Source organism: Flavobacterium anseongense (genome assembly GCF_021608185.1).
GTDB classification, from domain to species: domain Bacteria; phylum Bacteroidota; class Bacteroidia; order Flavobacteriales; family Flavobacteriaceae; genus Flavobacterium; species Flavobacterium anseongense.
In genome coordinates, this window is the sequence record NZ_JAKIHN010000003.1 from 345184 (window position 1) to 367963 (window position 22780).

Annotated in this window: 15 protein-coding genes; 1 reads left to right on the forward strand and 14 read right to left on the reverse strand. The window is 37.0% G+C overall.

Annotation, left to right across the window (positions count from 1 at the left end; genetic code table 11):
• Window positions 1-62 precede the first annotated feature (62 nt).
• Entirely contained in the window at window positions 63-4913 is a 4851-nt protein-coding gene (locus tag L1S35_RS06640; protein WP_236398195.1) for a RemA C-terminal-like gliding motility protein, read from the reverse strand.
• 332 nt (window positions 4914-5245) lie between these two features.
• Between L1S35_RS06640 and L1S35_RS06645 the strand changes: the two genes are divergently transcribed.
• A complete protein-coding gene (locus L1S35_RS06645) occupies window positions 5246-5713 on the forward strand; it encodes a regulatory protein RecX (protein ID WP_236398198.1) in 468 nt (155 codons plus the stop codon).
• Between the two features lie 89 nt (window positions 5714-5802).
• Here the strand turns inward: L1S35_RS06645 and L1S35_RS06650 are convergent, their stop codons facing one another.
• The 13 genes from L1S35_RS06650 to L1S35_RS06710 form a co-directional block, all read right to left on the reverse strand.
• Window positions 5803-6957, reverse strand: a complete 1155-nt coding sequence (locus tag L1S35_RS06650; RefSeq protein ID WP_236398202.1) for a beta-ketoacyl synthase N-terminal-like domain-containing protein — start codon at window positions 6955-6957, stop codon at window positions 5803-5805.
• 33 nt (window positions 6958-6990) lie between these two features.
• Window positions 6991-8262, reverse strand: a complete 1272-nt coding sequence (gene bioA / locus L1S35_RS06655; protein ID WP_236398205.1) for an adenosylmethionine--8-amino-7-oxononanoate transaminase — start codon at window positions 8260-8262, stop codon at window positions 6991-6993.
• 5 nt (window positions 8263-8267) lie between these two features.
• Window positions 8268-8885, reverse strand: coding sequence for a dethiobiotin synthase (bioD, locus tag L1S35_RS06660; RefSeq protein ID WP_236398208.1), 618 nt, complete (start codon window positions 8883-8885; stop codon window positions 8268-8270).
• Window positions 8882-9772, reverse strand: a complete 891-nt coding sequence (locus tag L1S35_RS06665) for a tetratricopeptide repeat protein (RefSeq protein WP_236398210.1) — start codon at window positions 9770-9772, stop codon at window positions 8882-8884. The genes bioD and L1S35_RS06665 overlap by 4 nt, the downstream gene beginning before the upstream one ends.
• Before the next feature lie 14 nt (window positions 9773-9786).
• Window positions 9787-10191, reverse strand: a complete 405-nt coding sequence (locus tag L1S35_RS06670; RefSeq protein WP_236398213.1) for a putative signal transducing protein — start codon at window positions 10189-10191, stop codon at window positions 9787-9789.
• A gap of 3 nt (window positions 10192-10194) precedes the next feature.
• Window positions 10195-11352 carry an aminotransferase class I/II-fold pyridoxal phosphate-dependent enzyme gene (locus L1S35_RS06675; RefSeq protein WP_236398354.1) on the reverse strand — a complete coding sequence of 386 codons (1158 nt, stop codon included), beginning with the start codon at window positions 11350-11352 and terminating at the stop codon, window positions 10195-10197.
• 212 nt (window positions 11353-11564) lie between these two features.
• Complete coding sequence (locus L1S35_RS06680; protein ID WP_236398216.1) at window positions 11565-11846, reverse strand: F0F1 ATP synthase subunit delta/epsilon; 282 nt, start codon at window positions 11844-11846, stop codon at window positions 11565-11567.
• Between the two features lie 78 nt (window positions 11847-11924).
• Window positions 11925-13436, reverse strand: coding sequence for a F0F1 ATP synthase subunit beta (atpD, locus tag L1S35_RS06685; protein ID WP_236398219.1), 1512 nt, complete (start codon window positions 13434-13436; stop codon window positions 11925-11927).
• Window positions 13437-13626: 190 nt separating this feature from the next.
• Window positions 13627-15066, reverse strand: coding sequence for an SGNH/GDSL hydrolase family protein (locus L1S35_RS06690; RefSeq protein WP_236398222.1), 1440 nt, complete (start codon window positions 15064-15066; stop codon window positions 13627-13629).
• Window positions 15067-15096: 30 nt separating this feature from the next.
• Window positions 15097-17907 (reverse strand): TonB-dependent receptor, encoded by a 2811-nt coding sequence (locus tag L1S35_RS06695; protein ID WP_236398225.1) that lies wholly within the window; start codon window positions 17905-17907, stop codon window positions 15097-15099.
• Between the two features lie 278 nt (window positions 17908-18185).
• A complete protein-coding gene (glmS, locus tag L1S35_RS06700) occupies window positions 18186-20036 on the reverse strand; it encodes a glutamine--fructose-6-phosphate transaminase (isomerizing) (protein ID WP_236398228.1) in 1851 nt (616 codons plus the stop codon).
• An 11-nt stretch (window positions 20037-20047) separates the two neighbouring features.
• Complete coding sequence (gene bamH / locus L1S35_RS06705; protein ID WP_236398230.1) at window positions 20048-21865, reverse strand: BamH family beta-barrel-assembly machinery protein; 1818 nt, start codon at window positions 21863-21865, stop codon at window positions 20048-20050.
• An 18-nt stretch (window positions 21866-21883) separates the two neighbouring features.
• Window positions 21884-22690 (reverse strand): glycogen/starch synthase, encoded by an 807-nt coding sequence (locus L1S35_RS06710; protein WP_236398233.1) that lies wholly within the window; start codon window positions 22688-22690, stop codon window positions 21884-21886.
• Window positions 22691-22780 lie beyond the last annotated feature (90 nt).

The window sequence follows — 22780 nt, forward strand, 5'->3', positions numbered from 1 at the left end:
TCAATAGTTTCATTTTCACTCTGCTTTTAATCTATAGTTAACTAACTATAAACTGTTCTTTTCTAAAGAATAATTTTTCTTGAAATGGTCACTCCATTTTCCAATTTAATTTTGACAATCAATGTTTGATGACTCATTGAAATATTTGAAGTCGCAAAGCTTGTATTGTTTATTGCTTTTGCAAAATACAATTGTCTTCCTAACACATCATACACTGTTACTTCTTTTATGTTTTCAATATAAGACTTAATGCTCATTTCACCATGATTGGAAGCTACAATAACATTGTTATCAATAGTTCCAAAATCAGGATTGCCAAGCGCTGCGTTGGTGTATCGCAATACAAATCGATTATTGAAAGCTCCTGCATTAGCAGCAAAAGTATAAGGTGCTGCTCTTAAATCATGAATTATATTAAGTTCTCTGTCTTCTAAATAGATTGGTTGTCCTTCCTGAAACAATCCGTCAACAGCTGCAATGGCTATCTTGTAATTTCCTGCCGAAGAAACTTTTATTCCTAAAGTAACGGTATCCGAATCTACGAAAGGCATAGCTCTTCCCTGTATACAATATGCCTGAAGCAAATCATTATCGACGTATGAATAGATATCCAAACTATTTGGCTTGGTTACCGCATCATACAACCTATCTTTTTGATTCGTTGCTGATTCAACATAGGCAACTAATGTTCTTTTTACTGTATTTTGAGGCGATATAATATCTAACCAGATACGACTTTTCTCTTCTTCACCGACAACCGTATTTTCAACTGTTGCATTCTTGTAAAATTGTGTATTACTATAAGAAGCATTAGTAGACGTATTTCTTCTCATGCTATTGTTAAAGTTAACTACACTGCTTCCCGCTGCGCCATCTTTCATCAATACAAAAAATCCTTGTCCGGAAGCAATCTTACCATTAAATCCTGATGGACCACTGATAGTACCTGAACCATTGTAAACGATATAATCAGCAGTGGTATAATTACTGTAAAAATCATTATAAAACGGATCTATTGTAGCTGTACTTGGTGCTGTATTGTGTGACCATAGATAGACAAAACCCTCAATATCGGGATTGTTGGCCGCAGATAAAAACGTTAAGGAATTGATAGCTGAAGGATATGGATTCCCTACTAAATTCCAGTTATCATCCCAGCGCGTTACTGTAGCCGGCGTTGGTGTTGTTGGAACCGTATAGTCTAGTCCTGTCGTAATACCATCACCATAATAATTCCCTCTCGAAATTGGGATTGTTATAGCTCCATTATTTGGCTGACCGGTAAAAGAAAAAGAATTTGTAACCAAAGTACTCGAACCGTTAAAAGTTCGGGCTATATATCCTTTCCCGGCTGTCATATTTGTGGTAGAAGGCGTTCTCCATGTCCCGGTAGTTCCATTTAAATTACTGTAAACCGGATTCCATTCATATCGATATCCGTTTGGTATATTGGCAACGGCAAACAACTTGGTTGGTGCACTCCAATATACATAATCAATATCTCTGGCGGTGTAATTTCTTTTTACGGTAAACTTTGTCCCCGAATAATCACCATCATTGGTATCAGTATCATTCACCTGTATCAACTGTCCACCGTTTTCAATTGTAACATCTCCATTGCTGGTTAGTTTGTTATGAACTCTGATATAATCATCAGGATATGCAGCAGAACCTATCGTAACATATTTATTTACTTTAACTTCAAGGTTTCCTGTGGCAATAAGATTGTTGCTTATTGTAGTATTGAAATCATTATCTAAAATAACATTATAAAAATCTTCTGGATTGGTGTGCACGTTACTGTTAATAATTTGGGGTGAACTTCCAACAAAAGAAACGGTTCCGTTTCCTTCTAAAAAGCTAGCCGTTGTTAAACTGTTGGTGAAATTTTTATACAAATACAAATTACCATCAGCAGTACCGCTATTACTGTCATCCATATCAAGTACTCCGGTAGTGTTTATCAACAAATCTCCATAAACTTCGAGCTTGTTGCTGGCACTTGCTTCTAACTGTACTTTCCTTCCCGAAATGGTTAAGTTTTTACATTTGGCAACATCCGAAAATTGATCCGAATAAGCTGCAGTATAATCGATAACAGCATCTCTGGCCGCACTAGAAAATAATACTACATCGGTTAGTTCATCAGGAACGGTTAATTGTGCCCAATTGTTACAATCAAACCAATTGGTACTCAAAGCTCCTATCCATCTGTTAAAAGCATCTGAAGCATTGATAACAAAAGGAGAAGTTGCCGGACAAGAACCAAAACTGGAAATCCAGTTAGTACTATAGCTTAATATTTGTCCCAATAAATAGGGTTTAGTTCCTGTAGTATTCCCGGGTGTAACGGAAACATCGTAACTAACTTCATAAGAAGCCGGTGAAGAATTTGCCTGTATGGAAGCACACAATAAATCAGGATGCTTTCTGGATCTTCTTAAATTGTCCCCGGATACAGCCGACAAATCATCTGATAAATCATACCAAAGTCCACCATCCTGAACACCCGAAAGTACTGTTCCGACAAAAGTAGAACCTGCTGCATCATAAACAAAACTTCCTTGTAACAGGAACATCGAATCCGGTTGGGAAGTAGAAACATTAACAATACCATGGCCTAAACCTGTTGAGCCATCTGCACTTTTACAGACTATAGTAAAAGATGTATTAGGGAAAACAGTTCCCGAAGGAGATACTGCTGTTACCGTTGATGTTGTGCCAGTGCCCGAAACCGTTTCAATACAAAATGTTGATGCTGCCGGAATAACCGAAGAACCATTATAAGTAAATTCTAAATAAGGAATATTTCCTGTTGGTGATGGCGTTACACATTCGAACCATTTGTCTGTTCTAACATTACTTGCCGGTAATCCTCCTGTCTCATAAGTTCCATTCGTCCACAGGAACTTGGTTCCCGGATTAATATCAACAAAAGTCAACAGCCTGATAGCATCATTGGCGCTACCGTAAGCATTATCATAAGCAATCAAAATCAATTCTCCGGTCTTTAATACGGTTGGATTAACATTAGTCGGTGTTACCGATACTTCGACTCCACTGCTCCACTCGCTGCCATTTCTAACAAATATTTCTAAGTAATACGTTGTCCCATTGGTCAATCCTGTAATGCTTACTGTGTTACCACTTGAATAATAAACCGCTTGGTTAAAGGCGGCAAATACCGTATTGGCCGTATATGCAGTACCTGTACTTCCTGTTGGGGCAAAGGTAATTCCCGATGCTGCTGTTACTACTACCAACACCTGGTCAAAACATGCCGCTGTTGGATTAGCCCAAGTTAGCGATGCTGATGTATTTCCTGCTGTTGCTGTAGCACTGGTCACATTTGGAAGACCAATGGTTTGCGTTGTAGTAGTTGCCGTAGCCGAATACAAAGTAGAAGCTCCATTATTTTTATAAGCATACACGGCAAAAGTATAGGATAAACCAGCGGTAAGCCCTGTCACGGTTACACTAACTGTTGCAGCAGCGGTTGTTTTATATAAAACTCTCGATGTTGTTGCATTGTAAGTTGGCGCTAAGCTGTAATCTAAATTTGTAGTTTGCGACGGAACGTAAATGGTGGTAACCGCATTAGGCACTCCGCCTTGTCTGACTACTAATAGATAACCATCATAAGTACCCGTTGCCGGTGCAGACCAGTTTAAAACCTGAGTGGTATTCGTCGTACAACCCTTGGTTATGCTTCCCGGCACAGCTGGCGCGGTTAACGTAATGGTTTGTGTTCCTCCTGCCGTTGCGCTGCCCGATTTGGTACCCGAACTAAAGGTTAAATTTGTAGTAGCAATAGCATTCAGACTTATGGTTCTGCCTGTTGTTGCTGCAGCATCTATAGAAGCCGTTACCCAAAAATACCTAGTGCCGACAGTAACACTTTGAGACAATGACGAAAAAGTTATGGTTTCGCCGGTACCGGTTGCTGTTGCAGTAAAACCGGAACCTAGTTGTGTAGCGGTAGCAAAATCATTTGCCGTGTTGTACCATAGTTTTAAACCACTTGCCACAATATCTGACGCCTGATACGTGCCGCTTGTTGCAAATGATGCCGCAGTTAAGGTTGCATTTGAATTGGCAACTGTAGTTTGAAACGTTGAAAGAATATGATTAGTTGTCCCTTGAGCAACATTGGCCGCCGCTATTTGTGTACCGTTATCGGCTATCGTTACTGCGGGTGGAGTTGATGAATTTGCCGTTATGGAAACATTGTCAAAACCAAGAGCTTGCGCATTTGATGTGGTAGTTCCCGAAGTTACCGAATAACGCCAAGCAAAATAAAACTTATCATTTAAAGCAAGACTGGCTGCCGGTGTATAAGTTCCTGTAACTGCTGTTGTTGTCCCCGGAGCTGTTGTATAACCCGTATTATCAGCATCTGCAGCAATACTTGTTGTTAGTGTTCCTCCACAAACTGTCCAGGTTGTTCCATCAGTAGAATATAATAAATCGACTGTAAAACCTGCTGCGTTAGAACCCTTTCTATACTTTTCGACATCATACGATATTGTAAAACTGCTAATAGCTGTGGCGGCATTATTATTAAAATACGACATGAATGCAACTGTCTTACTTGCTGATGAAGATGACAATCCTCCAACGGCGCTTTCAGTTGTAACATTGTTTGCATTATATCTGTAAATTCCATTCCCTGCAGTTGTTGACATACTGTTTCCGCCTGCCAACTCAACCGCTGTAACTGCTGTTGAATACGTTAGTGCTGCATCTCGAACATTAGTTGTCTTTTGTGCTTTCCAATTCGTAGGCAATGTTGCCGTAGAACTGGCACCTAAACCATTGAAATTTTCTGTGAAAGTTCCTCCAGCCGCTAAGTTGGTTTGCCCCCAGGAAAAAGCACTAACAAAAAGCGCAATAAAAAGTATTTTTAGTTTCATTTAAAATGAATTATAGTATTAATTTCCAAAGTGATAGCGTCTCTTTTGTACACACAAAAAAGGGCTAAGTTTTAGCTAGTAGAAAATGGGACAACAAAACTACATCTAAATTACTAAAATACAAGCAGTTTGAGTTACTAAATTATCAATAAAATGCTATGTTTATGAACATTCTCTGTTAATTACTTAAAAAATAGTGTTTTTATGTGTGTTTTCAGGGGTAATTGGAGTTTTTCTCTGTCTGTTTTCGTGCGTTTAATCTTAAAGACTATTTTGGTTTGAAAGTATTCAGGTCAATTGCCTAACTTTGTTTTTGAAATTGGTATCCAAAAATGAACGAAGCACTGACGTTAAAAGAAGCACAACTCAAGTTAGAATATTATTGTTCTTACCAGGAGCGATGCCATCAGGAAGTGGTTCAGAAAGCCCATGATTTGGGAATGAAATCCCATGAAACGGATGCTATTGTTGTTCACTTAATCCAACATAATTTTCTAAACGAAGAACGCTTCGCCCGAAGTTTTGCCCGGGGGAAACACCGCATCAAAGGGTGGGGTAAAAACCGCATTGTCAACGAACTCAAACAGCGACAAATTTCGGCACCTAATATCAAATGCGCTTTAACCGAAATCACTGAAGAAGAATACATAGAAACACTCGACAAATTAGCTGAAAGACATTGGGAAACCATCAGAGAAACCAATGTTCAGAAAAAGAAAAAGAAGTTTTGCGATTACTTATTGCGCAAAGGCTGGGAAAGTAATTTGGTTTATGAGAAGTTGAAGGAGTTTGAGAAATAATTATGAGTTATAAGTTATGAATTATGAGTTAAAAGCCTTATAAAATCATATCTCCATTTATTAAGTTGTAGTTTTCGATAAAACCCAACTCATAACTTACTTAGCAAAATACTCACCGCATTACCTCCAAATCCAACTGCATTTATCAATACATTCCGAATCGCTTTTCGCGGATTTTGTTCGGTGACAAATGGCACTCCTATGAACTGTTGGTGTTGCATCATCAAAAGCGCCATTTCGAGATTAAGCATACCCGAAGCACCAAATGTGTGACCAACTTTCCATTTATTAGTCGTAAGCATTGGAAGGTTTTTGCCGAATACTTTTTGTATTGCTTTATATTCTGTTTTATCCCCTTTTATAGTTCCAGGCGCGTGCATTACAATCACATCGACTTCATCCAAAGACACATTTTGCAGGGCCATTTTCATCGATTTCTGGAAACATTCTGCTTCATCGGTGATGGAAATACTGTGTTGCAAATCGTCTGTGGCATAACCAAATCCGGTAACGTAACCCAAGGCATTTTTTTGCTTACCAATTTCCAGACACGCCATCGCTGCGCCTTCGCCTAATACCATTGAATTTTTGGTTTTATCTAAATCCAATGCGCGGCAAGGAAAGGCTTCATTCGATTTAGAATATATCTTCAATGCCTGCATTTGAGCAATCGTAAACGGTGTTAACGGTGCTTCACTTCCACCAACTAAAAACTTATCTGCCATGTCTGCTTGCAGCCAAGCTATTCCGTTTAACAAAGCATGAAGTGCTGTAGAGCACGTTATAGAATGTGACAATTCGGGGCCATTTGATTTTAAATCATGCGCCACCCAAGTAGAAATGTTTCCTAAAGTTGTTGTTGGTGACGCCAGAGTTGGTGTCTTTCCGGTCGCTAAAAATTCCTGATGATGCTTTTCAAAAAGTTGGGTAGCGCCACGCGAAGAACCGATGTTAACGCCAAATTTTGCGTCATACCATCCGGCATTTTTTATTGCCGCTCTTGATGCAAAAATTGCATAAAGCACTGAGTTATCAAGGGATTTATATTTCACATCCGAGTCACGCAATGCCTGGACTTCTTTAGCCAAAGCTTCGGATAATGGAGCAACCAAAGCAGTACTATTTCCAATCTGTTTTTCAACAATCAGCGATTTTGGATTCAGATATTCATTCCAAACCTCGGCTGTGGTTTTGCCTAAAGCTGAAAAGGAAGCTATGGAAGTTATGGCAATAGGCTTTTTCAAAAGAATAGTTGTAATGGAGTTAGTAGTGCAAAACTACACTATTTCGAGCGCTTTTTCGACAGTAGCATATACTTTTTCCAGTTGGGAATTGGTAATAATATAAGGCGGTAAAATGTATATGATATTGCCAACCGGACGCAATATGATTCCGTTTTCAATAAAGAAATTATAGAGTTTGTTGCGCATTGTGCCATAGTAACTTTCCTGGCTTTCGGTCTTAATTTCCAGAGCGAATATGACGCCTAACACTCGCGTTGTTTTTACTTTTGGATGTACTTTTATTTTAGATTCAAAAGCCAAATGCGATTGGTTTATTCGGGCGATATTTTCCTGCATTACTTCCGTCTGCAACAAATTGATACTTGCTAAAGCTGCCGAACAACCTGTTGGATTTGCCGTGAATGTATGTCCGTGAAAGAGTGCTTTATTCGTATCTTCATCATAAAACCCATCAAAAACTTCTTGGGTAAAAGTTGTTATCGCCATCGGGATTGTTCCGCCTGTTAATGCTTTTGACAAGCACATCATATCGGGTTTGTTGGCCAGATAATCGGTTGCAAATGTTTTGCCTGTTTTTCCAAAACCTGTCATTACTTCATCGGCAATGGTGAAGATATTATGCTGATTACAAATGGCAATCATTTGATCTAAAACTTTGGGCGAATACATTACCATTCCCGCCGCACCTTGTACTAAAGGTTCAAAAATAAACGCTGCATATTGATTGGTTACAGCCAAATCTTTCAATGCTTTTAAACTTTGTTCTTCGTTACTTTTTGTCGGCACCGGAATTCGGATTACTTCGAGTAACGAACCTTTGAATGCTTCGGTAAAAAAGGAAATGCCGCTACTTGCCATCGCACCAAAAGTATCGCCATGAAAGGCATCCTCGAAAGCAAGGATTTTTGTCTTTTTAATTCCCTTGTTATAATTGTACTGCAGCGCACATTTCAAAGCAACTTCAACAGCAGTCGAACCATTATCGGAATAGAAGATTTTCTTTTGATTTTTAGGCAAAATAGTCATCAGTTTTTCGGCTAATAAAACGGCTTTGTCATGAGTAAATCCACCAAACAAAACGTGCTCTAAAGTCGTCAACTGTTCGTAAATAGCATCGGCGATAATTTTATTGGAATGTCCGTATGGATTTACCCACCAGGAAGCAATCGCATCAACGTATTCCTTGCCGTTTTCATCCCAAAGCAAAGCGCCTTCGCCTTTGATAATAGCCGGAAAATCAGTCGCTGTTTTGTGCTGCGTATAAGGATGCCAGTTGTATAGTTTGTCTCTTTCGGAAAGGTTCATTTATTTTATAATTTCAAAAGATTATCACGAAATTTATCAGCATAATAGCTAATTACATTTGCATCAAAATAAGGTTCGTTGTCGATTCTGCCGATGCATTTTACTTCGGTTTTCTTTAGGATAATTTCTTCGGTTGCTTTGTTTTCATCGCCTGAAAAGATGATTCCGGCAACGTTGATTTTTCTGTTTTTCAGCCCTTCAATTGTTAGTAATGTATGATTGATACTTCCCAAATAATGACGCGAAACGACAATCACTTTATAGTCTTTTTTGATTAAATCAACCACACAATCGTTGTCGTTTAGTGGAACGAGAACGCCGCCTGCGCCTTCAATTACCAGATGATTATCGGTTATTGGCTCTGTTATTTTTTTTAAATCGATAGTGATTCCGTCAAGCTGTGCAGCTAAATGCGGACTTGCCGGAGTATTCAATGCGTAGGAATTTGGAAAAACTTTTCCCTTATCCCTAATCCCTAATCCCCTTACCTTATGACTATCTGAATTATCTAAATCTCCGGCTTGTATAGGTTTCCAATAATCGGCCTGCAAGGCTTCGACCACTATTGAGGAGGCAATGGTTTTACCGACATCGGTGCCGATTCCTGTGATGAATAGTTTCATTTTTTTAATTCTGAAATCTGATTTATGGCAAAAGTTTTAGTTTCTTCATCACCATATTGAATGGTTTTCTCGTAATATTCAATAGCCTTAGCTTTATTACCAGATAGTTTATAACCTTGTGCAATATTGGACAAAACAATATAATCTTTCGGGTTAAGTTTTTCTGCTTTAAAAAGCGCTTCAAGACCTTCATTATATTTTCCGGTTAGAAAATAGGTGACAGAAACATTGGACAAACTCTCAATACTATCAGGATAATATTTTAAAATTGCCGACGCAATTTCCCGCATGTTAGTCAATAGATTATCATTTTCGGTATCATAAAGCTGTACCTGATAACTCTGTAAAGATGCCAGAAAGAACTGTTTGCCATCCTCTTTTTTTTCATTATTTGTCCAAGTCCAGTTGTTGTTATTTTTCGCAGAATAATCAACCGCTTTTATAATTTCTGAAGTGAATTTTTCCCAATCCTGAATTTTTCCAAGAGCATAGATTTTTCCAAATCTCATGTCGAGCCGATCCGGATAAAGACTAATTCCCTTATCGATTTTAGTAAAGGCATTTTTTAAATCTGTGTCACCATAGTTTATAGTACTGCCCAAATAGCCTGCTGTTTGATTGAGACTATCTTTCAAAATCAAGGCTTCACCTTCGGGTTCATTCCTAGTTAAGCTTAGTATTTCCTTCTTTGATTTTTGAAAATAGTAATTGAAATAAGAAGTAAATAATTCAGCATCTGTTGGCTTGGCTTTTCCCCATGCTTCCAAGGTTTCTTTTTGTTTTATGGTGTCTTTTTCCCGGAAATATTTTCCAAATTCGGATTTATAATCCTGAGCAAATGAAATGCTGGAAATGGTTACGGCAATTACTATACAGATATTTTTCATTTTGATGATTTTCATTAATCAAATTCGAATTTACAGTTTTGACATTTGTATTTGTACTTTGAAAAGAACTGGGCGAACGCACCTAAAATAGCAACCTGAAAAAAAGATTTTACGCCATCAATTGAAGTCTCCATTTCAACTTGTTCAGCACCACATTCGGGACATTTTAAAGGTTGATTGTCATCATCAACAGAGTATAAACTCACTTCGCCAAGTATTTCATTTGCCTTCTCAAAATCTTCTGTTTTAACAAACATTTTTACACCACCAACGGCATTGCTGTATAACGGATTCGAGTCAACTATATTGTTATCCCGCATAAATACTTCGATGCCCTGACTTTCTAATTTGCCTTGATAGATAATAGCTTCGCTTGAGTATTGAAAGCGGCGGAGTAATGTAAATTTTTCTTCTTCCATAACTTAAAAAACAAAGGTAGCTAACAATTCCAACACATTGATAATTTCGGTTTCCGAATTAAAGCTGTGCAGGCAAAAACGCAGACGTTCCTGACCTTCGGGAACTGTTGGCGAAAGGATTGGTCGGACATCAAACCCATTTTGTTGCAGTTGGTTTGCAATCTTTTTTACATTTTCATTTCCGGGAATGATAGCGCATTGAATGGCTGATTTACTATAGACAAACATTGGTTTTAAGCCTAATCGCATTTTTTCCTGATTGAAGAAAATGATGTTGGATTTCAACTTTTCGATTAATTTCTTTTCTTTGGTTAAATGTTTATAGGATTGCAGAATTGTTGCGACGTTATGCGGAGAAAGTCCTGTTGTATAAACAAAACTACGGGTAAAGTTGATCAAATAACTCTTTAGTTCTTTGCTTCCAAGTACAGCTGCGCCATGACAGCCTAATCCTTTTCCGAAAGTCATGATTCGGGCAAAAAATTTGTCTTCTAATCCTAAACTTTGCACTAATCCTTCGCCGCTTTCGCCAAAAACTCCGAGTGCATGTGCTTCATCTACGACTAAATAAGCTTCATATTTTTTGGATAGAGTTGTCAGTTCTTCCAGATTTGGTGAATCGCCGTCCATAGAGAAAACACTTTCGGTGACGATGTAAATGGTTGTTGGTTGTCGGTTGTCGGTTGTCGGTTCGAACTTTGCGATTAGTTTTTCCAAATCTTCCAAATCATTATGCTGGAATTTATAGGCTTTGGCATAAGACAATCTGATGCCATCTCTTATTGATGCGTGACAGAATTCGTCGTATAAAATAATATCATTCCGTTGTGGAACTGAGCTAAAGAATCCTACGTTAGCATCGTAACCCGAATTGAAAATCAATGCAGCTTCCGCCTGATGGAATTGTGAAATAAATTCTTCGGCTTCATTATATAAAGTGTGATTGCCGGAAAGCAAACGTGAACCTGTTGCTCCGTTTATCTTTATATTTTTATCTAAAAGAAACTGATGTGATTCGTGGAAGATAGCTTCATTTTGGGCAAAGCCGATATAATCATTTGATGCAAAATCGATTAAACCATTGGCAACAGGCAATTGACGCAAGGCGTTCTTGGCTTTACGTTGCTCGAGTTTTTGTTGGAGTGATTTTGGAAGTTTCATCATTACAAATATAGGAAAGCTGAATCTTTTTTAGCCCCGATTACCTCACCGAGATAATATTTGTTTTGGTGTTCGGTGAATTTCATTTGGAACGGCATCCTTTTTATTATTTCTTGAAATAATAAAAAGATATAGTGGAAAGCGGGAAACTGCTCCCAATAAAAAAAAGCCCAACAATAATGTTGGGCTTTTCTCTTTTATTTACAATCATATTAGTCAGCTAATACAATTACTTTATTGTCCTGCATTTCGATAGTTCCTGAATTGATTTCAAGAAGGTAGTTTTGGTCGTTTACTTTGGTAAACTTGTCTTCTACTTGTTTATCAAATTTAAAACTTTTGGCTTCGATTTTTACAACGCCGTGTTTTAAAATAGAAACTATTGGTGCGTGGTTATCCAAAATTTGGAACGAACCACTAACGCCAGGTAAAGAAACCGAAGTAACTTCGCCTTTGAATAATGTAGCTTCGGGTGATACTATTTCTAAAATCATATTTATTTAGTTAATAGTTGATGGTTGATGGTTGATGGTTGAATTTCTATCAACCGACAACTGACAACCGACAACCAATTACGCTTCTGCTAACATTTTTTGTCCTGCTTCGATAGCATCTTCGATGGTTCCTTTAAGGTTGAAGGCTGCTTCCGGCAAGTGGTCTAATTCACCATCAATAATCATGTTGAATCCTTTGATGGTGTCTTTAATATCAACCAATACTCCAGGAATACCTGTAAATTGTTCCGCTACGTGGAATGGTTGAGACAAGAAACGTTGAACTCTACGTGCTCTTGATACGGCTAATTTATCTTCTTCTGATAGTTCTTCCATACCTAAGATGGCGATGATATCCTGAAGTTGTTTGTATTTTTGAAGAATCTCTTTTACTCTTTGAGCACAGTTATAGTGATCGTCACCTAAGATAGAAGCTGTCAAAATTCTTGAAGTTGAATCTAGTGGATCAACCGCAGGATAGATACCAAGCTCAGCAATTTTACGAGACAATACTGTTGTTGCATCTAAGTGAGCAAAGGTTGTTGCAGGAGCAGGGTCAGTTAAGTCATCCGCAGGAACGTAAACCGCTTGTACCGATGTAATAGAACCTTTGTTTGTTGAAGTAATACGCTCTTGCATCGCACCCATCTCAGTTGCCAATGTTGGTTGGTAACCTACCGCAGAAGGCATACGACCTAAAAGAGCCGAAACCTCAGAACCTGCCTGTGTAAAACGGAAGATGTTATCAACGAAGAAAAGTACGTCTTTACCTTGATCTGAACCAGCACCATCACGGAAATACTCAGCGATAGATAATCCTGAAAGGGCAACACGTGCTCTTGCTCCAGGTGGCTCATTCATTTGTCCGAAAACGAAAGTAGCTTTAGACTCTCTCATTCCGGGTTTATCCACTTTAGATAAATCCCATCCTCCATTTTCCATAGAGTGCATGAAATCTTCTCCATATTTTATAATTCCAGATTCCAACATCTCACGAAGTAAATCGTTTCCTTCACGAGTTCTTTCACCTACTCCTGCGAATACTGAAAGTCCACCGTGACCTTTAGCGATGTTGTTAATCAATTCCTGAATCAATACTGTTTTACCAACTCCGGCACCACCGAACAATCCAATTTTTCCTCCTTTTGCGTAAGGCTCGATCAAATCGATTACTTTGATACCTGTGAATAATACTTCTGTAGAAGTTGATAAATCTTCGAATTTTGGAGCTGGACGGTGAATAGAAATTCCGTTATCTCCTTCTTTTGGCAAATCTCCTAAACCATCGATAGCATCTCCAATTACGTTGAACAAACGTCCGTAAACATCTGCTCCGATTGGCATTTGAATTGGTGCACCTGTAGCGGTTACAGCTGTTCCTCTGCTTAAACCATCTGTGGCTTCCATAGAGATAGTACGAACTGTATTCTCACCGATGTGAGACTGTACTTCAAGGATTAATTTTGAACCATTTTTGTTAACGATTTCTAACGAGTCATAGATTTTTGGAAGTTCAACATCTTTAGTATCAAATACTACGTCTACTACCGGGCCAATGATTTGGGAAACTTTTCCTATTGCTTTTGACATTGTTTATGTATTTATTAAATAGCTATTTAGGTTTGAATAAAACATTCTTTTTTCAGAGCGCAAAGATAATTTTTATAAATCGAATAATCAATAATTATTTTATAAAAAAAGAAGATTTTTTTCTTCACTACTATAAACAAAAAACCACCCTAAATAATCAGGGTGGTTTTCGTATTTGAAATAAAATTTCTTATGGCAAAGTTGACGGATACAATATTTGATACTGACCCAAATTCACTCCTTTAAAATTAGATCCGAATTTTTCATTAATCGCTTCTAAAAATTTATTAGCGATTAATGCATAGCCTTTCGGACTTGGGTGAACACCGTCTAATGAAAAGGTGTTTCCGGTTACATAAGCTGAAGTCATAGTATAACCATTTTGAACAATACCCATACCGCTTAATAAAGTCATAACTGCTTTAGCATCCACAAAAGCTAAATCGTTTGCAGTTGCTGCATTTTGGATAGTTGTATTGTAAGCATCTGTTGCTGCTTTAACTTCGGCGATTTCGTTTTTAGACAAAACCCAATTGTCAGCCAATGGAACAGAAACGCCATTTACCTGTGTTGGATTTCCGCCTACGGTGGTTCCAATAAAGGTTCTTGCAGGCAAAATGATTAAATCTTCACTAGTTGCCTGACGGTAAGATGGGATTCCAAAACCTGTTAAATTGGTTAAATATTCGTCAACGATAACTACTCTGTTTGTAGCTGAGGCCGAGAATGATATTGTTCTTTGAGCTACTTCGGCTGCTGATAACAATCCGTTTGACTGAGCGAATAATAATCCGTTGTTATAGGCGGTAAAACCTGAATTCAATAAAGAAGCTGTTGCTGCGTCTAAAGGAACCGGGTTATAAGGAACTGTTGTAAAATAAGGTAATGTACTTACGTATGGTAAATTAGCTATAACTCCTTTTCTGCCTCCGGCAGTTAATTTTGCAATCAAACCGTTATAAGCCAGTTCAAAAGTAGCCGGTGGCGTAATTGGGCTGGTGCTTACACCTCCTGAGGTTGCATAACCCAGTACGTCATTTCCTCCAATCCATAAGGAAAAGAAAGTAGGATTTGTAGCTACGGCGTCATCTACTACAGTAGCTGTTGGAGAAGAAGCCATTCGGGCAAAGTATGGGTTCCCGGCTGAACTTCCATAACCTGCAAAATCTAAATGAATAGCTTTTGCTCCCGGAATTCCGAAATTATTAAATGGTCCAGTTAAATGGGTGGTAATATCGGTTGAAGAAGTTCCTGTAACCGGTGCCGGAGAACTGGTAGCCACATTAAAATAAAATCGCGGTCCAAATTGTGGAATTTGAGATCCTCCCATTGAAAAACCACCAACATTATCATTCATAAACGGAATTACAAATTCACCTCCGCCAACTAAAGCAAATTGTTGCGATAAGATATTAGGATACGAATTTTGCTGTCCGGCAATGAACAAAGCGTTATCGGAAAAACCTGCCGCAAACGAATCCCCTAAAGCAACATATTTAGAAAAATCTGCTGAACCGGCCGTAAGAGGTAAACCGTCAGATGAATTTGGATTAACAACCGTTTCATCATCACTGCTACATGCTACAAAGGTTAACGAAACCAATAATAGCCATTTGAAATTTTTTATCATAACTTTTAAATTATATATTGTTATTGATTATTATGGATTAATTGTTATAGAAGCAAACCATTGTTGCCCGATAGATCCTGCTCCGATTACCTGAATATAGTCTTCTCCGAATAGGTTGTTAGCTCCAACTTTTAACACTGATTTCAATTTTGGAATAGCATAATTAATTTGAGCATCAAAAACCACATTTTCAGGAACCATACCATCGGCAAAAGATGCCTGCCATAAATATTCTGTATTCCATCTTACGTTTGTATTGAATCCAAAGTTTTTGAATAATTTTTGATTTCCTAAAGATGCTTTTACCCTGTGTTTAGGTGTATTAAAACTTGGGATGAAACTTGGGTCATCTGCCTGATCAAAAGTATATTCAGCGTAGTTATAATTAGCACTTAACTCAAAATCTTTGTATACTTTTTTAGATAATCCAATTCCGAAACCTAATGAAGTAACTTCTGCTTTAGAGTTATTGTAAACCTGGTAAATTCTTCTGTCTCCGTTAGCAAGAGCTCCATAGGTTTGCTGTACAGCTAAATTTGAAGAATCAGTACCAACGGTTCCATAAAATGGAGTAACAACTCTTGATTGATTTAAGAAGTCATTATAAATGTTGTAATATCCGCTAATATCAACTGTTAGGTCGTTATTAACAACTGAACGATAACCAATATCGAATGCCTGAACTTTTTCCGGTTTTACCAAATCAATATCGGCAACCTGCAAGTCGGCTGTATTTCCTGTTGCGGCAAATGTTTGAAAAGAGGTTAAAGTATAAGAGTTATTGTACGCATCGTTACCATCTAATGTTCTGGTAGCATTACCTCCATTGATTAGTTGTCCAGCTGTACTCACATCAAATGTTTCTACAAATCTTGATAAGTTGTCAGGTGCAGATCCAATTAAAGCAAATGGCCCTAAATTCAAACCAATATACTGATCTTGTGTGGTTGGATTTCTAAATCCGGTTTGATATGATGCTCTGAAATTATGTTGTTTGTTCGCTCCGGCAGAATACACAAAAGAAAGTCTCGGAGAGAAAAAACCATCAAAGTTTTGTGATTTATCATATCGCACAGAACCTGTAAATTTCAAACGTCCATCTTTCATTAATTTCTTTTGTAATTGAGCATACGCACCATATTCGTCATATCTTAACGGACCATCATAATCTGTAAAAATAGTTCCTCCTGAATTCATCTCGTATTGTCTGTAAGAACCTCCTAATTGAATTTCAGCTACTTTGATTATGTCTTTAAAATTGTAATTCACATCGGCATGATACAATTTAGATTGGTCTTTAAATTTAGATCCGGTAACTAAATCCGGGTCTGCTGTTACAGAAGCTAATGCACTTGCATACTCAGGTGAGCCTGGTAAAAATCTTCCTGTATCTGCAGTTGATCTTGCAATGGCATGTGCCTGTTGTGGAGTTGCGCCACCTAAAGTAGATTGGATATATGCTCCTGCATATTGTCCAAACCAAGTTTGGTTGTCTTTCCATGCATTGTTAAGATTCCAAGCGGCAAAACGCATATCATACGAATCTCCAGCATTTTCATCCGTCATATAACCTCTAACAAAATAATTTTTCCCTTTAAATTCAAGTTTTGTTTGGTTGATAAAGAAGTTTTTCAACGCATATCTGTTAGCTCCCTGATAAATAGTATTTCCTAGACCTAACTTATGTTGGAAAATAATTTCATTATCATCATCCCATGGTTTGAAATGTAATGAGAAATCAGCTTTAACACTTTTAACTGTATTATCATTTAAATCTTTTTCCGCATATCCCGTTCTGGCTACATTATAGTTTGGCAATAAGTTAACTAATGATTGACTAGGTATTAATCCCAAATTAAATAAACTTTGTCCAACACTTTTAATATTAGTAGAAACTTCATCACCATATACGTTTAATCCATCATAATTTGGATTTGGATCTGAACCTACATTATTAACCGTTAAATCTTTTCTGTCATCAGCAATCCATTCGGTAGCTTTTAGGAAAGTGAAGTTGGCTTTTGCAGCAAAATGTTTGGTAAAAGCATGCGCTGCTCTAATTCCAAAATCCCAATAATCATTGGTTCCTGCTACTTCCTGTGTGGTTTGACCGTATTTAAAATAGAAACTCAATCCTTGGTTTGTAAACGGGCTTTTGCTATTCATAAACATAATTCCGTTGAAAGCATTTGCACCATATAATGCTGAAGATGCTCCGGGAAGAAGCTCTACATTGGCAACATCTAATTCAGAAACTCCTATCAAATTTCCTAGTACAAAGTTCAAGGCCGGTGATGAATTATCCATACCGTCAACCAATTGCAAAAATCTTGTATTAGCAACTGTTGCAAATCCTCTCGTGTTGATTGATTTAAATCCAAGACTACTCGTGTTGAAATGAACTTCTTTTAGATTTTCAAGGCCATCATAGTAAGTCGCTGCTGTAGTTGCTTTGATGTCTTTCAAACTCATTCTTTCGATAGTCACCGGAGATTCTAAAACTCTTTCCGGAGTTCTTGATGCTGAGACAACGATTTCATCTAATTTATTTTCTTCATCGCTTAAAGCAACACTAACATTTTGATTATTTGATGTGACGCTAACCTTTTTGGCTCCGTAGCCTACACTCGAAATTTCGACGTCAAAAGGAGGTTTTTTAGTGGTAGTTAACTTAAAATTTCCATCACTGTCTGTTACTGTTCCGGCACTTTCGCCAGCCACCTTAACATTAGCTCCGGGAACTGGTTGGTTCTTACTGTCTTTTACCGAACCCGATATTGAAGTTTGCGCATAGGTTATGCCGCAAAAAAACAATGAAACGATAAATAAATAGATCTTCATTTGGTTATAATTTTGTTGGTTTATAAAGCCAAAGTACAAATATTTTTTTTACATTATTAAAAAACACTGTGTATTTTTATCAATAATTTATTTTTTAGTTTTCTTAGTGATAATATGGCATTTGGGCGTTTTTTAAGTTTTTATTAAGGATTTGGCATTATTACTAAAAAAAATACTATGCGCACATACAAAATGAAACTTTTAATAAATTAATCATAAAATTTTGAGCAAAAAAAAGCGAGACAATGTCTCGCTTTCTAGTTGTTTTCTGTTGATAACTATTCTACTGTAACTGATTTTGCCAAGTTTCTTGGTTGATCTACATTACATCCTCTCATTACTGCAATATGATACGATAATAGTTGCAACGGAATTGTAGTGATTAGTGGTGATAGTGCATCCGAAGTTTCGGGTATTTCGATAACGTGATCGGCTAAACCTTTTACTTGCGTATCGCCTTTTGTGACTACAGCAATTATTTTACCACTTCTTGATTTTATCTCTTGTATATTACTTACCACTTTGTCATAATGCCCTTGTTTAGGTGCAATAACAATTACCGGCATTTGCTCATCAATTAAGGCAATAGGACCGTGTTTCATTTCGGCTGCAGGATACCCTTCGGCGTGAATGTATGATATCTCTTTGAGTTTCAAGGCACCTTCTAATGCAACCGGGAAATTGTAACCTCTGCCTAAATATAGGCAGTTACTGGCAGCTTTAAATTTAGTTGCTATTTCTTTTGCTTTTTCGTTAGTTGATGTTAATGCTTCAGCTACTTTTTCAGGGATAACTTCTAATTCCTGCAAATAACGATGGAAATCAGAATTTGAAAGTGTTCCTTTGGCTTTTGCCAAACGCAAAGCTATCATTGTCAACACTGTAATTTGTGTTGTAAAAGCTTTGGTTGATGCCACTCCGATTTCTGGTCCGGCATGAGTATAAGCGCCAGCATTAGTTTCTCTGGAAATAGAAGAACCAACAACATTACAAACTCCAAATACAAAAGCACCTTTTTCTTTGGCTAACTTAATAGCCGCTAAAGTATCGGCGGTTTCTCCGGATTGTGATATAGCAATCACAACATCATTTTTATTGATTATTGGATTTCTATACCTGAACTCCGAAGCATATTCGACCTCAACCGGTATTCTTGCGAATTCTTCAATTACATATTCGGCAACTAATCCGGCGTGCCATGAAGTCCCGCAGGCTACTATTAGAATTCTGTCGGCATGAAGAAATTTTTCTAAATTATCTTCTACACCAGCCATTTGAATAATGCCTTGATTTGCCAAAAGTCTTCCTCTGTAAGTATCCTTTATAACATTAGGTTGCTCGTAGATTTCTTTTAACATGAAATGGTCATAACCTCCTTTTTCAATTTGCTCCAAATTCATTTGAAGTTCTTGAATGTATGGGTCAACCAACGAGTCATCTTTGATTTTTCTAATCTTCAATGGCTTGTGCAATCTTACGATAGCCATTTCTTCATCCTCTAAATAAATGGCATTGGAAGTATATTCTATAAACGGAGAAGCATCAGAAGCAATAAAAAATTCATCTTCACCAACACCAATTGCAATCGGACTTCCCAATCTTGCCACGATAATTTCGTCTGGATTTTCTCTGTCAAAAACACAGATGGCATAAGCTCCGACAACTTGGTTTAAGGCAATTTGAACTGCTTTTCCGAGTTTAATTTTTTCTTTCTTTTTTACGTCTTCAATTAAGTTAACCAAAACCTCGGTATCAGTATCTGAAGTAAAAGTGTAGCCTCTTTTTAGTAATTCTTTTTTTAATGGCTCATAATTTTCGATGATTCCATTGTGAATGATTACTATGTTTCCTGAATTGGATACGTGCGGATGGGAATTAATATCATTCGGAACACCGTGAGTTGCCCAGCGGGTGTGTCCCATTCCAATGGTTGCTTTAGAAGAAGCAATGGTCTTCGACTTTTCTTCGAGATCGGAAACCTTTCCTTTGGTTTTAGCAATTTTAAGGTCACTGCCATCACATAACATGACTCCGGCGCTGTCATAACCTCTATATTCTAATCTTTTTAACCCTTTTATTACAATTGGGTAGGCTTCTCTAAATCCGATATAACCAACAATTCCACACATAACAACAACTATTAATTAGGTTTTGTATAATAAATTTTTAGCTTCAATTTTTTATCATCCGGAACTACAGGGCTTGTTCCGTATAAAACAGTTCCCAACTGACTCAACACCGACATCGATGGTGCGCTATCAAAGTTGGCATTTGGAGTTCTTAATTTAGAAAGACCAATGCTATTAATATTTTCGGTAACTGATAATCCCAAACGAACATTAGTAGAGTCATTTTTGATTAAATTTCTAACATAGTTCGTTATTCTTATTCTATATCTTTTGCCTCTTTCTCCTCTTCCGTCATTTACATCTTCGGTACTAATAATTCCGTCATGTATGAATTTACTAAATTTTGGAGTAACTCCATTGCTTGTATAATCATAAGAATAATCGACTAAGACATTTTTATTTGTTAGGTCATATAAGAAAATACGATTCGGTTCAACGGGTTGGTCTCCTGTAATAGGAAAGTTCGACATGGCTGATTTATCTACATAAAAAATTAGATTGGCTTCATTAATTAACCAACCGTTAAATTTAATATCATCTATTTCATCTGAAACGCCATTTGGTCCTGTGAGGATATACTTTTGATTGGTCGAACTAATCGGAAGGTTCTCGTTATAATTATCATTAAGCACATATCCTTTCAAATCGGTTGAACCAAATAAATCGATGACAGCCATTGCTCCTTGTCCACCTTTTAAATATATTCTTGATGCTTCCTGAGTACTATTGGCAGCATTCAAATAATCAATATTTTCATTAGAATTTTCTAATAAACTAATCGTATTTCCGCTGAGGTTTAAAGCGAAAGTTTTACTTAACCTTTCTTTTCTGTATTCATTTACATCTGTTGTGGTTACATTATCAGGAGTAATTTTGTCTTCTTTGTAATATATCGTGATTTTGCCGGCTTTGAAATTAATCATAGCCATGTTACCTGGATTAGCGTTTTCAGTTTTAAAATAAATACCTCTGAAATAATTTTTAAATAGCGTATTGTTAGCCAATTGTCCCGATGGAGCGTTTAAAATTTTATCATAAAAAACATCGGTTCTCAAATGCAATCGCATTGACGGTGCGTATCTTGTATATTTTTTAGTAACACCATCTGTTTCATAGGTTGTTAATTTGTGCTCTCTTTTATCGAAATAAAAGTTCTCGTTTTCACGACCATCGGCATTATGAGTACCTTCTGTTCCTGTAGGCGGATCAGTAAGCGGTGCATTATTCAACAAAACCGGAATTTTATTGTTGTCAATCAAACTATTTTGATCGGTATAAAACAACTGTTGTTCTGTTAAAGATTGAGCTGGATCTAAATCTCTTAAAAAATAATTAGACTGGTAAACGCTCAACTTAAACTTCGAATTCGCCGTTGCCGGAGTTTGATCATAAGGTTTCGCACCATAAATGGAATCTAACACATAATCATTTATGCCATTAGAATTAGCTTTTTCTAAAGTTTTGAAATAGGGAATATCCAAAATTACACTATCAATAACCGGAAGATCTTCATAAAGTGTTGTATCGGTATTGTTAAAAACAGGATTAATAGATGATAGTTCTACCTGCGTTACAAAGTTGGCTTGTGTAGTTCCAAAAGCAGGATTCGAATAAAACCCAAGTGGATTTATAGGTAAATTATTTGAGGCAATTGCACCCAGTTTCTGATTGTATGCTTTAACGGTCAAAGTACTATCAACTTCAAAACCGAAGTGGTTATCTCCTACAATGTCTGTTCCTAATTCATTAAAATCTTTATCGCAGGATGCGAAAATTATAGTTATTAATCCAACAATTAAAATTGGGCGTAGAAATGATTTTTTGTACATAAAAATTATCTGTTTTTTTTAAGGAAGCATTGTCTTATAAAAGTTTGTGTATGCTTCTGCAAATTTATCTTTTGAGGCGAAAGGTAAAAAAGGTTTCCCTGAAGATTCTATAAATTTTGTTAAACTTGCCGATACGTTTTCAGAGGCAATTACCACACCATCCGAATGCGTAACCGCCACTTTGATAAGGTTTTCATAATTAGGTAATTCTAATTCCTGAATAGCATCTTGAGGTACGCCGTCAAACTTTATTTTGTTTATCATTTCGGTGTCTAAACTACCATCAAAAGACTGGCTGTAAACCGAAGTCACAATCTTTGTTTCAGAAAATAACGCTTCGTCTTTATAATAATGCTTCATGTAAATGGGCAACAAACTCGCCATCCAACCGTGAACGTGAATAATATCCGGAACCCAATTTAATTTTTTAACCGTTTCTACAACACCTTTGGCAAAGAAAATGGCTCTTTCATCGTTATCAGGATACAGCACACCATCTTCATCACTAAAAGTGGCTTTTCTCTTGAAATACTCATCATTATCTATAAAATAAACCTGAATTCTTTCTTTTGGTATGGATGCTACTTTGATTATCAAAGGCATGTCCAAATCGTTAACCACTAAATTCATTCCCGACAAACGAATTACCTCGTGTAATTGATGCCTTCTTTCATTAATATTGCCATATCTCGGCATAAAAATTCTAATCTGTCCTCCTTGATCATTTATCATTTTGGGAACATCATAAGACAGTAAAGAAACCTCATTTTCAGCCAAATACGGCACCACTTCAGATGATACATACAATATCCTCTTATCTTCCATAATCTAATCTACTTTATTTATTGGCAATAAAAAACAGGCAAAAGTACAAAATTTTATGCAGTTATTTATGAAAATGGTAAGTTTGCAACT

What these genes read in the sequence shown, in the direction of transcription:
- L1S35_RS06695 (WP_236398225.1), bottom strand. Translation starts at nt 17,907, where the DNA reads ATGAAGATCTATTTATTTATCGTTTCATTGTTTTTTTGCGGCATAACC.
- atpD (WP_236398219.1), bottom strand. Translation starts at nt 13,436, where the DNA reads ATGTCAAAAGCAATAGGAAAAGTTTCCCAAATCATTGGCCCGGTAGTA.
- bioD (WP_236398208.1), bottom strand. Translation starts at nt 8,885, where the DNA reads ATGAAACTATTCATCACAGGAATCGGCACCGATGTCGGTAAAACCATT.
- bamH (WP_236398230.1), bottom strand. Translation starts at nt 21,865, where the DNA reads ATGTACAAAAAATCATTTCTACGCCCAATTTTAATTGTTGGATTAATA.
- bioA (WP_236398205.1), bottom strand. Translation starts at nt 8,262, where the DNA reads ATGAACCTTTCCGAAAGAGACAAACTATACAACTGGCATCCTTATACG.
- L1S35_RS06675 (WP_236398354.1), bottom strand. Translation starts at nt 11,352, where the DNA reads ATGAAACTTCCAAAATCACTCCAACAAAAACTCGAGCAACGTAAAGCC.
- L1S35_RS06645 (WP_236398198.1), top strand. Translation starts at nt 5,246, where the DNA reads ATGAACGAAGCACTGACGTTAAAAGAAGCACAACTCAAGTTAGAATAT.
- L1S35_RS06665 (WP_236398210.1), bottom strand. Translation starts at nt 9,772, where the DNA reads ATGAAAAATATCTGTATAGTAATTGCCGTAACCATTTCCAGCATTTCA.
- L1S35_RS06710 (WP_236398233.1), bottom strand. Translation starts at nt 22,690, where the DNA reads ATGGAAGATAAGAGGATATTGTATGTATCATCTGAAGTGGTGCCGTAT.
- L1S35_RS06640 (WP_236398195.1), bottom strand. Translation starts at nt 4,913, where the DNA reads ATGAAACTAAAAATACTTTTTATTGCGCTTTTTGTTAGTGCTTTTTCC.
- glmS (WP_236398228.1), bottom strand. Translation starts at nt 20,036, where the DNA reads ATGTGTGGAATTGTTGGTTATATCGGATTTAGAGAAGCCTACCCAATT.
- L1S35_RS06690 (WP_236398222.1), bottom strand. Translation starts at nt 15,066, where the DNA reads ATGATAAAAAATTTCAAATGGCTATTATTGGTTTCGTTAACCTTTGTA.
- L1S35_RS06680 (WP_236398216.1), bottom strand. Translation starts at nt 11,846, where the DNA reads ATGATTTTAGAAATAGTATCACCCGAAGCTACATTATTCAAAGGCGAA.
- L1S35_RS06670 (WP_236398213.1), bottom strand. Translation starts at nt 10,191, where the DNA reads ATGGAAGAAGAAAAATTTACATTACTCCGCCGCTTTCAATACTCAAGC.